Annotated in this window: 11 protein-coding genes; 6 read left to right on the plus strand and 5 right to left on the minus strand. The window is 60.9% G+C overall.

Annotated elements, in window-relative coordinates; translation table 11 throughout:
• The first annotated feature begins 1,011 nt into the window (after positions 1-1,011).
• Genes ACQKRQ_RS25995 through ACQKRQ_RS26010 form a run of 4 tightly spaced genes read left to right on the plus strand, consistent with a single transcriptional unit; the run spans position 1,012 to position 5,722 of the window.
• Positions 1,012-2,139: a sugar ABC transporter substrate-binding protein gene (locus ACQKRQ_RS25995; RefSeq protein ID WP_132380161.1), complete on the plus strand. Its 1,128-nt coding sequence runs from the start codon at positions 1,012-1,014 to the stop codon at positions 2,137-2,139.
• A 36-nt stretch (positions 2,140-2,175) separates the two neighbouring features.
• Positions 2,176-3,762 carry a sugar ABC transporter ATP-binding protein gene (locus tag ACQKRQ_RS26000; RefSeq protein WP_427480353.1) on the plus strand — a complete coding sequence of 529 codons (1,587 nt, stop codon included), beginning with the start codon at positions 2,176-2,178 and terminating at the stop codon, positions 3,760-3,762.
• Positions 3,759-4,739 (plus strand): ABC transporter permease, encoded by a 981-nt coding sequence (locus ACQKRQ_RS26005; protein ID WP_132380166.1) that lies wholly within the window; start codon positions 3,759-3,761, stop codon positions 4,737-4,739. The genes ACQKRQ_RS26000 and ACQKRQ_RS26005 overlap by 4 nt, the downstream gene beginning before the upstream one ends.
• Entirely contained in the window at positions 4,736-5,722 is a 987-nt protein-coding gene (locus ACQKRQ_RS26010; RefSeq protein ID WP_132380169.1) for an ABC transporter permease, read from the plus strand. Before ACQKRQ_RS26005 ends, ACQKRQ_RS26010 begins: the two co-directional genes overlap by 4 nt.
• A gap of 153 nt (positions 5,723-5,875) precedes the next feature.
• On the opposite strand, the gene ACQKRQ_RS26015 is transcribed toward ACQKRQ_RS26010, so the two are convergent.
• The gene (locus tag ACQKRQ_RS26015; RefSeq protein WP_427480356.1) at positions 5,876-6,769 is read right to left on the minus strand and encodes a LysR family transcriptional regulator; all 894 of its coding nucleotides are present in this window, start codon (positions 6,767-6,769) and stop codon (positions 5,876-5,878) included.
• Positions 6,770-6,895: 126 nt separating this feature from the next.
• On the opposite strand from ACQKRQ_RS26015, the gene ACQKRQ_RS26020 reads away from it, so the two are divergent.
• Positions 6,896-7,744, plus strand: a complete 849-nt coding sequence (locus ACQKRQ_RS26020; protein ID WP_427480358.1) for an SDR family NAD(P)-dependent oxidoreductase — start codon at positions 6,896-6,898, stop codon at positions 7,742-7,744.
• Positions 7,745-8,147: 403 nt separating this feature from the next.
• On the opposite strand, the gene ACQKRQ_RS26025 is transcribed toward ACQKRQ_RS26020, so the two are convergent.
• Positions 8,148-8,669 carry a zinc ribbon domain-containing protein gene (locus ACQKRQ_RS26025; protein ID WP_427480360.1) on the minus strand — a complete coding sequence of 174 codons (522 nt, stop codon included), beginning with the start codon at positions 8,667-8,669 and terminating at the stop codon, positions 8,148-8,150.
• Positions 8,670-9,650: 981 nt separating this feature from the next.
• Here ACQKRQ_RS26025 and ACQKRQ_RS26030 point away from each other — a divergent pair.
• Positions 9,651-9,998 (plus strand): hypothetical protein, encoded by a 348-nt coding sequence (locus ACQKRQ_RS26030; RefSeq protein ID WP_132381251.1) that lies wholly within the window; start codon positions 9,651-9,653, stop codon positions 9,996-9,998.
• 43 nt (positions 9,999-10,041) lie between these two features.
• Here the strand turns inward: ACQKRQ_RS26030 and ACQKRQ_RS26035 are convergent, their stop codons facing one another.
• The 3 genes from ACQKRQ_RS26035 to ACQKRQ_RS26045 are packed head-to-tail and all read right to left on the minus strand — an operon-like array spanning position 10,042 to position 13,722.
• Complete coding sequence (locus tag ACQKRQ_RS26035) at positions 10,042-11,196, minus strand: hypothetical protein (protein ID WP_427480362.1); 1,155 nt, start codon at positions 11,194-11,196, stop codon at positions 10,042-10,044.
• Positions 11,183-12,436, minus strand: coding sequence for an LssY C-terminal domain-containing protein (locus ACQKRQ_RS26040; protein ID WP_427480364.1), 1,254 nt, complete (start codon positions 12,434-12,436; stop codon positions 11,183-11,185). Before ACQKRQ_RS26040 ends, ACQKRQ_RS26035 begins: the two co-directional genes overlap by 14 nt.
• Positions 12,433-13,722, minus strand: a complete 1,290-nt coding sequence (locus ACQKRQ_RS26045) for an LssY C-terminal domain-containing protein (RefSeq protein ID WP_427480365.1) — start codon at positions 13,720-13,722, stop codon at positions 12,433-12,435. Before ACQKRQ_RS26045 ends, ACQKRQ_RS26040 begins: the two co-directional genes overlap by 4 nt.
• Between the last annotated feature and the right edge of the window lie 249 nt (positions 13,723-13,971).

Raw genomic sequence — 13,971 nt, forward strand, 5'->3', positions numbered from 1 at the left:
TATCGGACCTGCCGCTGGTGCCAGTCGGGGCCGTTTCACTTCAGCGGGCGTCAACCGGTCCGTATCGGCGGCAACCCGCCGCATGAGCGGGTGCACGGCGAGCACGCCGGTCATCTTCTCAGTCTTGCCAGGCGCAGGGGACTTCAGTCGACGACTCGCGCTCGACGCTACGAGCTTGAGTGGGGCATCCCTTTTTGGGGCGAATCGGCAAAGCACCACGTGGCACCGATGATTCGACTCATGGAAGGAACCTGCAGATCGGCGTCCACCATTCGGCGTGGTGAGCCTTGAGCCGAAGAGGATGTGCGAAGTACTGTCCAGGATCCATGGCGACGGCGAGCGTGTGAAAAGCGATTCGCCATACTGCGGGGCCTGAGCCGGACGCCGAGCGACCTGCGGCGGATCGATTATCCATTCAGCATCGGACCGGATTCGACCACTAGCTGCCGTTGACGCAATATGCGAAGGCGTCATTCCAACGGCCGGTTCGCTCCGAAGCCCGCCAGATGATCGAACGTGAGCAAGTCGGCCATTGCGGTCTTTGGGTCGATATCCGGGCGCGGTGGGCCGCGACCGCGTCGGCGGCTGGGTCAGTTGACGTGTGCGAAAGATCGCCCATCTGGGCTCACGAAATGGTCGACGCCACCGGGCGACCGCTGAACTTCGTCAAAATGACCCCCCATCCCCGTGCAGCGCCGCCGCCTCCGTTCACGGCAGCCCAGTCCTTATCCACCAAGGGTTTCAGCCCGGTCGCCCGGTGCGTCGGACTCACTGGTAAACCACTATCGCGCGTGGATTGGTATGCCAGTACTGTCAGACGGGAACGCGTATACGCATGCCCTTCTTTTCGCTTCGAGGAGGCGCCATTGAAAAGCTCCTTCTGCAAGTCCGATCCAGTCCCGCTATAGCAACTCCGCAAGGTTCCGTGCTTCACGCACACCGTGCCGGCAGTCCACGACCAGCCATGTGCGCAGGCAATCGGTACGTCCAATCGAACAAAAAGGAGGCAACATGCTTTCAGGAATCCACGTGCTTCGAGCGGCGGCGAGCGCCGCATTGGCGCTCTGCGCAAGCGGGGCTTTCGCGCAGGCTTCGATCGTTTCAGGGCCGCCCAGCGATCCCACCTGCATGGTCCCCTGGAAGAGCGACACGAAGTTCATCAAGTATCCGAAGAAGAACGGGCCGTACCGGATCGCACTCGTGAACGGCTATATCGCGAACACCTGGCGTATCCAGATGATCAGGACGGCCAAGGCCTACACCGCGCAACCGGCCGTTGCCGCCAAGCTCAAGGAATTCAAGGTCGTCTCGACCGGCGAGGACGTTCCGGCGCAGATCTCGGCCGTCAACAACTTCATCGATGCCGGCTATGACGCCGTCATCGTGAACGCGCAGAATCCCTCCTCATTCGGCCCCGCGATCCGCCGCGCGAAGAACGCCGGTGTGGTGCTGGTCGCTTTCGACAACACGCTCGACAGCGCAGACGCGATCAACGTCAACGTCGACCAGTATGGGCTCGGCGCGCTGTGGGCCAAATGGCTCGCGGGCCATCTGCCGAACGGAGGCAAGGTGCTCGAAGTTCGCGGGGTGGCGGGCACGTCGGTTGACACGGACCGGCACAATGGTTTCACGAAAACGCTGGACGACACCGGCAAGAAGTGGAACGTCGTCCAGGTCTACGGCAAGTGGGACGACGGGGTCGCGCAAAAGGTCGCCGCCGACGCGATTGCCGTGCAGGGTCATTTCGACGGCATATCGGCGCAAGGCGGCGACACGGGCGTCGTGCGCGCGATGATCGATGCGAAACACCCGTTCGTGCCTTTCGGCGGCGAGACGGAGAACGGCTTTCGCAAGTTCTGCGCGCAGTATGGGAGCCAGGGCCTGAAGTGCACTTCGGCGGGCACCGGGCCCGCGCAGGTCGCCGTGGCGATCAAGACGGCACTCGCTGCACTGGATGGCCAGACGATTCCCGTGGCGATCAAGCTGCCGCTCGACGTCACCGACGATTCGATGCTGAAGTCGGGCGTCAACTATTTTCCGAACGACTCCGACAACTTTTTCGTCGGCAACTCGTTTCCGACATGCGGCATCAATTTCTCTGCGCAGGAAATCATGAAGCAGAACCAGGGCAACCAGTGACCGGATGATGGCCCGCGCTGTGACCGGAGACGAAGCATGCTGCAGGATGCAGAGCAGCCGTTCTTTCAGATGTCTGGCGTGTCGAAAAGCTACGGCGGCGCCGTCGCGCTGGATCACGCCGAACTCACGGTGCGCAGAGGCCGCATTCACGCGATCCTCGGCGAGAACGGCGCGGGCAAGTCCACGTTGCTGAAGGTGATGTCCGGCGTCGTGCAGCCGGACGAGGGCACGATGCATTTCGATGGCCGGGAGGTCTCGTTCGCGTCGCCTGCCGAGGCGAACGCGGCCGGTATCGTCTGCGTGTATCAGGAACTGTCGCTGATCCCCGACTTGAGCGTGGCGGATAACATCTACGCTGCGAACCCGCCGCGACGTTTCGGGATGATCGACCGGCGGGCCCAACGCCGCCAGGCCGAGGAGGCGCTCGCGCGAGCGGGCGCCGCCGACATCAATCCGCTTGCGAAAGTCCGGGATCTGCCGCTGTCGCGCCAGCAGATGGTCGAGCTCGCGAAGGGGCTGGCACACGCGCCGCGCATTCTGATCCTCGACGAAGCCACCTCGGCGCTGACCGCGGCCGACGTCGCGCGCGTGATCGAGGTGCTCAAGCGCCTGCGCGAAGAGGGGCTCGCGCTGCTGTTCATCTCGCACCGCATGCACGAGGTGAAGGCGCTCGCGGACGAATGCACGGTATACCGGAACGGTCGCCATGTGATGAGCTTCGAAGCTGGCACGCGCTCCGACAATGAGGTTGTCGAAATGATGATCGGCCGGAAGTACCAGCATGCTTTTCCAGCCAAACCCGCTGCCAAACCCGCTGCCAAATCGGCGGACCAGCCCACGGACGCCCGCAGCACCGCGCCGGTTCTCGCCTGTCGTGATCTCGCATGGAGCGACACGCTGCGGGGCATCAGCTTTTCGTTGCAGCCCGGTGAAATTCTCGGACTGGGCGGCCTCGACGGACAAGGCCAGCGCGAACTGCTGCTCGCGCTGTTTGGCGTGTTGCGCGGCTGCGCTGGCAAGATCGAGATCAACGGCAAAGCCGTGTCGATCGGGAGCCCGACGGCCGCGCGCGCCAACGAAATCGGTATGGCGCTGATACCCGAGGACCGCAAGACCGAAGGCTTGATGCTGCCGATGTCGGTACGCGAGAACCTGTCGTTTGCCGCACTCGATCGCATGTCCACCGCGGGCATAATCGATCGCGACCGCCAGCAGTCGCTCGTCGAGCAGATGATGGAGCTGCTTGCAATCAAGTCGTTCAGCCTCGACGCGCCCGTGGGCTCGCTGTCGGGCGGCAACCAGCAGAAGGTCGTCATCGCGAAGTGGCTGATGCGGCAGCCGAGAATCCTGCTGCTCAGCGACCCGACGCGCGGTATCGACGTCGGCACCAAGCAGGAGCTCTACCAGCTGCTCAGGCGTCTTGCTGACGAAGGCGCCGCGATCGTCTTCTATTCGACCGACTATGACGAGCTGATCGGCTGCTGCGACCGCGTGCTCGTACTGTACGAAGGCAGGATCAAGAAGGAACTCGTCGGCTCGGCGATCACCGAGCAGAACCTGATTGCCAGTGCTCTCGACCTGCCCGTCGGACAGATTGTGCCTTCCACGGGAGTGGCGCTATGAGCGGGCTGCGTTACTGGTATGCGGAGAATCGCGGAGCGGTGTTCGCGTTCGGCCTGTTCGTGCTGATGTTCGCGATCTATCTCGTCAACTATCCGTCGGTGTTGTCGGCCAACGTATTTCAGACGGCAGCGAACAAAGCGGTACTACTCGCGCTCGTCTCGATGGGGCAGGCGCTCGTCGTGCTGACCGCCGGCATCGACCTGTCGATCGGCATGACGCTGGTGCTGACGAATTGCATCGGGTCGTGGATCGTCACGGGCGACTCGCTGCACAGCGCGCTCGGCATCGCCGGCGTGCTCGGGGCGGGTGCGCTGTGCGGCGCGCTGAACGGCGTGATCATCATTTTCGGCCGGCTGCAGCCGATCGTGACGACGATTGCGACGGGCGCCGTCTACTACGGATTGGCGCTGCTGCTGCGCCCTGTGCCCGGCGGATCGATCAACGAGGACCTCGCCGACGCACTGACGGGCAAGGTCGCCGGCGGTTTGCCAGCGAGCTTGGTGATTCTGTTCGCCGCGATCGTGATCGTCTGGATTCCTTTCAAACGCTCGGCGATCGGGCGAGCGGCATACGCGACCGGGTCGTCCGAACCCGCGGCTTTCCTGTCCGGCATGCCGATCCGCCGCGCGAAGTTCGCGAGCTATACGCTGGCCGGCCTGCTCGCGGCAGTCGGCGGCCTGTTTCTGACGTTCTTCACGGACACCGGCGACGCGAGCCTCGGCAGCGCGAACTCATATACGCTGTTTTCGATCGCCGCGATAGTGATCGGCGGCGTGTCGCTGCTCGGCGGCAAGGGCAGCGCGATCGGCGCGATCTTCGGCGCATTCGCGTTCCGTTGCATCGGCGATCTGCTGTTCGTGTTCAACGTCGATGCGCTGTGGCAGCCGCTATTTCAGGGCATGATTCTTCTGCTTGCTGTCGCGATCGGCGCGTGCGGATTGTTCAGGGTGCGCAACCGTCTGGAGTGGTTTCAATGAGCCACGCTTCCGCGACCGGCCGGACCACGTTCGTGTCGAGGCTCACCCGCAGAATCGACAAACCGATCGTGATCGCATTCGCGTGCATCGTCGCGCTGCTGCTCGTCGGCGGAATGTTTTCGCGCAACTTCACGTCGCCGGAATACATCCTGCTGCAACTGAAGGTCGGCGCATTCCTCGGCATCATTGCGACCGGCCTGATGATGGTGATCCTGCTCGGCCACATCGACCTGTCGCTGCCGTGGACGATCACCGTCGGCGCGATGATGGCGTGCGCGGTCGCGGGGCACGGCGATCTCGGGCGCGTCCTCGCGATTCCGGTCGGGATCGGTTGCGGCGTGCTGATCGGCATCGTCAACGGCATCCTCGTCGCACTGCTGCGCATTCCGTCGATGATCGCGACGCTTGCGACCAATGCGGTCGCGCAGGGCATCATGATTGTCTATACGGGCGGATCGTCGCCGCAGGATTCCGCGCCGGAGGTGATGCGCTGGCTCGCGGCGGGCTGGCTCGTACCGGGCGTGCCGAATGCCGTCGCGCTGTGGGTGGTGATCGGCGGCGCCACGATGTTCCTGCTGTCGCGCACGACCTTCGGCCGCACGCTATACGCGATCGGCAACACCGAGCGCGCGGCGTATCTTTCGGGCATCGATACGCGGCTCGTCACGGTGACCGCCTTCGCCGTGTGCAGCGCGTTCGCCGCGTTCGGCGGCGTGCTGCTCGCGGGCTATGCGTCGAAGGCCGCACAGTCGATGGGCGATGCTTACCTGTTGCCGGCGATCGCGGCGGTCGTGCTCGGCGGCACGTCGATTCTGGGTGGACGGGGTTCATACCTGGGCACGGTGGCCGGCGCGATCCTCATCACACTGCTGCAATCGATCCTCTCGGTCGCGCAGATGCCGGAGGCGGGGCGTCAGATCATCTACGGCGTGGTTATCGCGGCGATGCTCCTGCTCTATGGGCGAAGCAAGCGAGAGGCGTAGGTCGAGCCGCTGGCCCGCCAGTCGCGCTCAATCAACGAGTGCAACCGGGGCAGGAGCGGTCAGTTACCGGCGTTATTCGAATGACCGCAGCTGGGTCGGCAATGGACATTTATTCCGCAACATCCGGACCGGGAGCTAATGTCTTATACCAAATCAAGAACGATAACGAAGCGAGTCGATGACGACACGTACAGCGACCGGAAGTTGGCGTCGGTCGGGATAATAGAGGAAGCTTCCCGCTAGCGTGACAGACCATCCCTCTAACACTTGCGTCAATGTGCCGGACTTCAGGTGGGGTTGCACCTGTTCTTTGAGAACATAGGCGAGGCCGTTTCCCGCCAGGGCCGCATGGATAAGGATATCGCTGTCATTGGAGATAAAGACCGGGTCGACTGGCACCTGGACGGATCGGCCCTCTCGCTCAAAGTCCCAGAAATGGAGGGCCTTCGAACTTGGCCGTTGATATCCCAGACATGCATGGCCGGCCACATCGTCCGGAGTGAGCGGCGCGGCATTGTTCTTCAGGTACGAGGGCGATGCAACCACCGCGGTTCGGTAGTCAGCACCGATGCGAACCGCCACCATGTCCTTAGCCAATAGTTCGACATTTCGGATGCCCATGTCGAAGCCAGCCGCGACGATGTTTGCCAAGGAATCATCTACCGACAATTCAACTACGACCTCAGGATAGTCGCGCCGAAGTTGTGTGAGCTTCGGCACGACGAACATAAGCGCTGCCGTGCGATGAACACTGATACGGACACGGCCTGCTGGCCGGCTTCGATTGTCCGCAAGCGTTGTCAAGCCTGCCCCGATCTCGCTGAAAGCGGGCCGCAACCGGCTCAACAGCTTTTCTCCCGCCGCGGTCGGTGCGACGTTTCTTGTGGTTCTATTGAGCAGCTTGACGCCGAGGCGCGCCTCCAGCAAGCGAATGGAATGACTGAGAGCAGAAGCGGAAACACCGAGCCGCGCGGCTGCACGCGTGAAGCTGGATTCCTCGGCGATGGTTGCAAAAGTTAGCAGATCGGCCAGATCCTCGCGGTTCATTGTTGAGTCTCACTCATGATTTCATACAAAATTATGTCACTAATCAACAAAGCCGACAGGCACTAGACTGCTGGAACTGATGACAGTCCGACGCAATAAGGCGTCGTGCGGTGCGCAGGAGGATCGATGACAGCAAACATGATCGCAGTGGTGACGGGTGCGAGCAGAGGCGCCGGAAAGGGCATCGCGATCGCGCTTGGAGAAGCCGGGGCCACGGTCTACGTCACCGGGCGCAGTGCCACTGGGGGCGAAACGCCCTTCGGCGGTTCAGTAGATGAAACAGCCGAACTCGTGTCTCGCGCAGGCGGGACAGGAATAGGAGTTGTGCTCGATCACGCAGACGATCTGGCAGTGGCAGATTTCTTCGCCGACATCCGTCGTCAACACGGCCGTCTCGATATCCTCGTGAACAATGCTGCAAAGGTTGGTGCACCCGCTCAAGGCGGCTTCTGGCAGAAGCCGTTGGATACGGCCGATGTGATTACTGTCGGCCTGCGCTCGCACTACGTGGCTAGCTACTATGCTGCGCCGCTTCTGATTGCCAATGGCCGTGGGTTGATTGTCAACACCGGACACTACGGTGCCGTCAGCTACCATCAGAACCCGGCCTACGGCGCCCAAAAGGCAGGCGCGGACAAAATGGCGGCCGATATGGCGAAGGAGCTACGGCCATACAATGTCGCCGTGGTTTCCATCTGGATGGGCGGTTTAGATACCGAACGTGCTCGCGCCTATCTCGCTACGCTCCTCGAAGACAAGCGCCCCAAGCAAAAGCGCGAGTCTCCACAATTTACAGGCCGCACTATCGCCGCGCTCTATGAATTTGAGTCCATGATGGCACTTTCAGGCAGGGCGCTGATCGGCGCGGAGATCGGCGCAACACTCGGCGTGACCGACATCGACGGTAGCCGGCCACTCTCTGATCGCTACGCGATGGGTGGCCCGCCTGAGTTACATCGTTCCCTTACCATTTAAGCCGTCCTGCCATATACAAAAATCTGAACACTAGCGAAGCGTGTCGGATCAAACCGTGCGAGGTTGGCTTTTGTCCGGGCAACGGCCATTCGTGATCGCGTGATCGTGGCCTACAGGGCGGCTGTGGGTCGATCTGGGTCGGTCGTCATCCGACTCAGTGCGGCCACTTTCTCCGGGGCGGCCAGGAGGCCTTTCAGATGATTATCAATTCGGAACCAGAAGGCGGGCCTTCGCGCTCTGTCTATGCCCGTGGTGTCGTCGGGGAGTACGGAATGCGGGATGACCGATTCAAGTCAATACTTAATCCGGTTCCCGATAGCGCCTTCCGCAGCAGTGAACGATGTTAAGCGTGCACGTACGACCGAATGGGATGATTCGATTCGCTGGCTGGATCCGGACGTCGTCAGCGCGGCAACCTGCCAGCGGTCGCATTGACGCCAAGCACTGTCTGACCATCACTGGCAAGGTCGCATTGGTAAATTATCGGCGTATAGGTGCCGACGTCGTTCTGGAACTCGGCCTTATCGCCAACGTATGTGATCGCGCCGCCCGGCTGATCGGTCCAGAGAAAGTAACTGAATTTCATCTCGTTGGGTGCCTCAGTCCATCTCACAGCGTGCGTCGCAAGTCGCTCGATCGGATCCTTGCAATAGGTGTCGGCCGCAACGATCGCTTTCTCTGCGAGACATTGGAGGTCGTCCTTGCAGCACGACTGGGCTTGATTCATCGGGTCGTGGCCATCTTTGGCGCCATAGGTCGAAACGCAACACCCGCTGATCAACGATCCGACTATAAGAATCCCGAATCCACCCCTTATCTTTCTCGCGCCGGTCTGCTGCTTTACCCCGGGCGCGCCATACTTGACGCACTTCGTCGGCTTGCTGCGCGCCTCGCTCCCGAATTCCTTGCATTTGACCAACGCCATGAATTCCTCCGATCCACATCTCATCGGGCAGTTGCTCCAACAACGGATGAGATTTTATCCCGAGCACTCTGAAATGCTCACCCCTTATTTCGTCACAACTGTCTTTGCGAATGGTTTGGCGGCCATGAGCAAATAACACACCTTTCCAGAGTAGAGGTAACGCGCCAGGCCGCAAGAAAATTATTGTTCCAGCGGACAATGGACCTTGGGCGGTGCCCGACAAGTGATCGACTAAGAAAGTTGACTCCAAGCGCTCAATATGTTCGTTTTCCTCGCAATGGAATGATCGCGCCGTAGGGTACAGAGGTGGAAAAGGGGACCACCGATGCATTCAACGCAGACGACCATGGCAGCTCCGGCCAAGAGTGGTCAATAGTTGCCGTGAGCCAAGATTCTCACCTTGTCGACTGTGTGTAGTCTTATTTAGGTGATGATGCCGCAGTTTTAATGGCGTAGATCGTGCCCGAAGCCCCGCTACCTTTGCTACTAGCGGTCACAGAAGCGTCAGCTCTTGCGCAGATTTTCGTGGGATCTCTGTATGTAATCCAAACGTTTCCATCGTTGCTTACGTTCTTATTTCGTATCTCTCCAGTGTTGACTAAAAAAACTCGCTTCCAGCGTCCATTGCTGATCAGCCTTCATCAAAACCTCATATTGCTCGACAAGGTCTCGATGAGATGGATGAGCCGGTCTTGCAGGGGCAACTCCAGATTGCCGCTCCCCGCGACATTGAACCAAGGTCCAATATCTGCCGGCGTACGCCAGTCCTATTCTTTCCCTGACGTACTTTTGTTCGGAGATTGCCATGACAACGTCAACAGGCCTGTTGACGGCAATGTCAAGTCGGCTGGTTTGCCGCTCCGTTCGAGCTTGAGTCGGGTCGTACGAACTCGCAGAGCCGCAAAGCTTCCCGCCGCGATGACGTACAGATTGACGCGCCTGCGCGCCCGGAAGCGGGAAATCCAACTGGAGGGTGAAGAAATGAAACCGTTACCGCTTCTCGTCGTGACCATCGCTGTTTCAGCCTGTGCAAGCCAACCGATGCCGCCGAGCGCACAATCGCTTGGAGAAAGCCAGCAGCCCGTCCCCGCAGTCTCGCAATGCATCGCCCAGAAATGGGCAGACCAGTCTCAACAGACGGTCATATCGCAGGTGATTGTGGCGAACAACCAGGCGATGGACGTCTACGCCCCGGGGCAGCAGCCTCCGAATGGCGCAGCCGCTCTCGTGCGGCCGTCGTGGACGGGTAACAGCAAAACGTCGGTCGGTTTCCGCGCAGGCAGCGGGACAGGCGGCAACACCGGCGGTGATGTTAGCGGCTGCCTCTAGGCAGCGGGTCAGTCTGCGTTCGGCATTGCGCACGTGCGCCGTTTCACTTTCCGGATGTCGCCAGATCTTCCTCCACGAAGCGCAGAATCGCCTCCGTCAGCGCCTCGCGGGGGTAAGCGTTCTGCGTGACGAACAGGGAGCCGATCATGGCGTGTGTTCGAGCAACAGGCACGGCCAATGCCCAGTGATCGGCATTAACATAGCCCAGGAGAGCGCTTCCGGGCACGACCTGATCATAGAAGATCACCTGGCTGTCGTTGCGGGCATCGACCCGCGAGAGTTTGTCGTAGCTCGATTTTAGTATCGACGATATGCGTTCCGGCTGAGGGAACGTCACGAGCGAGTAGTAGCGTAGCTCGTTCGGAAGTGGGTTCTGTGCCATCCACGCCTTGCGTGTTGCGGGGCGCAGGCTTTGCACGGCGCCGCCGTCTCCCGAGGTGCAGGTCGCGCCCGGAAAATGCCGCAGCATGTCAGCCTGATATTGCTCGGCATCGTTGGCGAGCGGCGAGCCTCCAACCGCTCCCGCTGCGCTGACGACAGCCGCCACGCGGCTACGGATCTCCGGATACGCGACGACAGCCTCCAAGATGTCCGCGGCACCCTTCGAGTAACCGACCAACACGAGCTGCGCTGCTCCAGCGGACAGTTGCATTGCCATGATGGCGTCGCGGATCTGATGTGCATTGTGGGTGGAACTCGACAGCCCGTCGACGTCGAGCATGACCCCGTCGTAGCCAAATTGTTGTAGCTGCTTGGTGACGGTTCCCGGCGAATTCAGCCACGGCTTGAAGCAGTCGTACCCGATGCCAGGGACCACTGCCGCGATGAGGTGGCGCCTCGATTGACCGAGATCGACGCTCGCGCCGGAGCCGGCAGGTTCAGTGCCGACGCGCGTCAGTGCGTCTTCGCAAGCACGGTAGTCAGGAAGTGCCGGGCCGTGCGCTTCAAGCACCGCACAGTAGATTTCGCGAAACCGCGCCCGCTTGTCCTGCACGCCCGCTGCGGATGCGGGAACGAGCGCGAGCGGCGGCGTGTCCGTCGTGTAGGGAACGAGCGGCTTCGTTGCGCACGCTACGAGTGCAAGGCAGGTCGTAAGGAGCGCGAAACTGACACCACCATTCTTCCACGCGCGCCGACCTGGAATCGGTCGCATCGAAACGCCATTTGGCGCTCCCGTGATGGGGTTACTTGCCGGCATTGCCGTTCTCCTTGCGTGCGGCGGACTCACGCTGCTCGAGGTAAGGCACCCAGTCAAGAATTTGCACGTTCGTAAAACTGAGCGGGCGTGTCGCGAAGAACATCACGGCACGCAGTCCGTCAGTGTAATAAGGCGCTCCATTCAGCGTTGTCCGCGGGTGTACCTGCGATGATGGACCCACGCCGTACACGAAGCCGAGTTTATCCAAACCGCCTGAATACATCAGGTCCTGGATCAGAAAGTTCCTCGCCTCGTCGACGTCCCCATGCAGCACGTCGCCTGCCGTATGACGGTGCACGAAGCGACCGCCGACCGGGCGACCGACCTGCCCCAGATACACTGCGTCACCGTTGAAGCGAATGGGCGCGAGCCATGCGCGCAATGAAGTGGAGGGCGCGCCCGCTTGCGCTTCCTTGCGCAGGACGACATCGGGTCTGCGTCCAAATACCCACTGCGAGAGGTCGTTTTCACGCATGTCGCGACGATAGCTACGCCGCACCATTGCGGCACCAATGTCCCCAAGCGTACCGACGACAATCACGTTCAACGGATCGGCTTCCGTTGTCCCGTGCTCATCAGTGGCACAACACGGCATCCGTTCGAGCGCTGCGCGCAACGACGCAAGGTCGTGGTAGTCCGTGAATACAATCTCGGGATACTGGAACGGGGTCAGCGCGAAACGCGGGTCCGCGGCATCGCCCGGTACCGGCAGAAACAGGGAGAAGGGGATCAGCGTTTTGCTTCCGAACAGATCGACGTTGACGAGTTTGATCTGCCGGTCGGGATTGGTGAACAGAAACCCCGCGCGCGTTTCCCCGGGGGGAATGGGATTCCTGAATCCGAGCTTGTCCAGGTGGCTGTCGATGCTTGCATTCGTCGCGCCTCCGAGAAGCGTGTGCATGGACCACGCGACTTCGAGTGGCGAGAAGTAGTCCGGATCGGTGCCGGAATGCAGCAGCCATAACGCCTGCGAAGTCCGATTCTCGACTTCGATCCACAGCGGCTGGATGTTGGTCTTGTTGATGTCGGCGCCGAACATGCGCTTGCTGTCGTCCGGCCCCAGCACGGCCACGCTTACCCGTGCGTCCTGCTTTGTCGCGCTCACCGCACGCTCACGAAGCGGCGCGTCATCGATGCTGGTTGGGGCTGTCCACGTCGCACAGCCCGCGAAAATGAGCGAGAGGACGACGCCGCCAGCCGTATTCTTCAATGCACGTTGCAGCGACGACGATTCGCTCATTGCTTTGCTCCTGAGGGCAGGGCGTTGAGCTTTGCCATCGCCTCCCAAGGGAGAAATTCGATCCCTGAGAGCGAGGTGGGTTGCCGGTCGAATACGAGTACCTGCCGATAGCCGTCGGTGTAGTAGGGGTCAGTGGTGAGATTCTCGCTCGGTGCGACTGACGGGGCGGCGCCGACTCCCTTTACGAATCCGATCTTCTGGAGGTTCTGGGAATAGGCCATGTCCTCGGTAAGTGATGTCCGCGCCTCATCTACGTCCGGGTCGATCTTGTGCGTCGTCAACGTCGGTGAGTGAAACGTAAGACGGACGCCGATATCCCGGCTGATCTGGCCCACCCACACGGGCTTGCCCCGATAGCGCATCGGGCTGAGCCAGAGGCGTAAGTGATTGCGCTGGTGAATCGTGTCGCGCGCTTTCTGCAGAGCGAGGTCCTGCGCCCGGCCAAACAGATAAAGATCGCTGACAGGTGCGTTGACGTAACGCTCGCCGGAAAGCGCGGAGGTAATCATCTTCATGATTGCACCGGACCATTTTTGTTCGGTTGGACTCCAGCCTCGTCGGACCAGTGCGGGAAACGCGTCGTCGAGGCCTCCCACTATGACGAGATTGAGCGGATCGCCGTTCTTCGAACCGTCCTCATTGGTCGCGCAACAGGGAAGCGCTTCGAGTGCGACGCGGAAAGCCTCATCGTCCGTGTAGTCGACAATCGTTTCAGGCGGATAGACCTCACGCCGAAAGACTGCGCTGACATGGTAATCGGCGTAGAAGCCGGGCACCACTATGAGGAACGAGAATGTCTTTGCCTGCGCGCTCGCAACGAGGTCCAATTGGACGAGCTTCGCGCCCTCGCTGAGGTTGGTCAGCACATACCCCGATACGGTCTGCCCTGGCAGCACAGGGTTGCGGAAGGCGAGCCCACGGAAGCGCCTGTCGATTTCGTCATTCCCGCCGGGCGGATTGTTGCCGTCAAACGCCTCGGCCGCTTCGGAAGCCGGAAAGAAATTTGGGTCGAGGCCGGGCGACATCAGGAAATAGCTGACCGTTTCGTCGTTCTGAACCTCGATCCATACCGGCTGAATCCCCTTTTTCGCGAGCGGCACGCCGTAAACCGCCGCGCTTTCTTCAGCAGAAAGCACTGAAGCGGAAACCCGGAGCCCTCCTTCGGTGCGAGTCACGGCGCGGCTCTTATAGGTCAGTCCGCCGGAATCCGGTAGCGTAATGACGCAATTGCACAACACGACGGCGATGACAACCGCAGCCAGCAATCGATTCACAATGCGGTCCATTGCGTCATCCCTTTGCCGGGAGCCCGGGCCGCGCTCCTGTTAGTAGGCTAGTCTGAGCTGATCGTTACAGCAATTTCAGGCTGCTTTCCATGTAACTGTCTCCGATATGCGTGTGGAATTATAGTGTGCAGGTTACAGTGCGCCATCGTTAAAAATCGACAAGCGCGGCGCTTCGCGCATGAACGACGTCCTGCCCGGCGTGACTTACCGTGAAGTTCTTCCTGCCGATGTACCCGTACCGCGTGAGCC

The sequence above is a fragment of the Paraburkholderia sp. NPDC080076 genome (assembly GCF_050281145.1).
Lineage (GTDB): Bacteria > Pseudomonadota > Gammaproteobacteria > Burkholderiales > Burkholderiaceae > Paraburkholderia.

Excerpts from the sequence above, each read along its gene's own strand:
- ACQKRQ_RS25995 (WP_132380161.1), top strand. The coding sequence starts at position 1,012 with ATGCTTTCAGGAATCCACGTGCTTCGAGCGGCGGCGAGCGCCGCATTG.
- ACQKRQ_RS26000 (WP_427480353.1), top strand. The coding sequence starts at position 2,176 with ATGCTGCAGGATGCAGAGCAGCCGTTCTTTCAGATGTCTGGCGTGTCG.
- ACQKRQ_RS26005 (WP_132380166.1), top strand. The coding sequence starts at position 3,759 with ATGAGCGGGCTGCGTTACTGGTATGCGGAGAATCGCGGAGCGGTGTTC.
- ACQKRQ_RS26010 (WP_132380169.1), top strand. The coding sequence starts at position 4,736 with ATGAGCCACGCTTCCGCGACCGGCCGGACCACGTTCGTGTCGAGGCTC.
- ACQKRQ_RS26015 (WP_427480356.1), bottom strand. The coding sequence starts at position 6,769 with ATGAACCGCGAGGATCTGGCCGATCTGCTAACTTTTGCAACCATCGCC.
- ACQKRQ_RS26020 (WP_427480358.1), top strand. The coding sequence starts at position 6,896 with ATGACAGCAAACATGATCGCAGTGGTGACGGGTGCGAGCAGAGGCGCC.
- ACQKRQ_RS26025 (WP_427480360.1), bottom strand. The coding sequence starts at position 8,669 with ATGGCGTTGGTCAAATGCAAGGAATTCGGGAGCGAGGCGCGCAGCAAG.
- ACQKRQ_RS26030 (WP_132381251.1), top strand. The coding sequence starts at position 9,651 with ATGAAACCGTTACCGCTTCTCGTCGTGACCATCGCTGTTTCAGCCTGT.
- ACQKRQ_RS26035 (WP_427480362.1), bottom strand. The coding sequence starts at position 11,196 with ATGCCGGCAAGTAACCCCATCACGGGAGCGCCAAATGGCGTTTCGATG.
- ACQKRQ_RS26040 (WP_427480364.1), bottom strand. The coding sequence starts at position 12,436 with ATGAGCGAATCGTCGTCGCTGCAACGTGCATTGAAGAATACGGCTGGC.
- ACQKRQ_RS26045 (WP_427480365.1), bottom strand. The coding sequence starts at position 13,722 with ATGGACCGCATTGTGAATCGATTGCTGGCTGCGGTTGTCATCGCCGTC.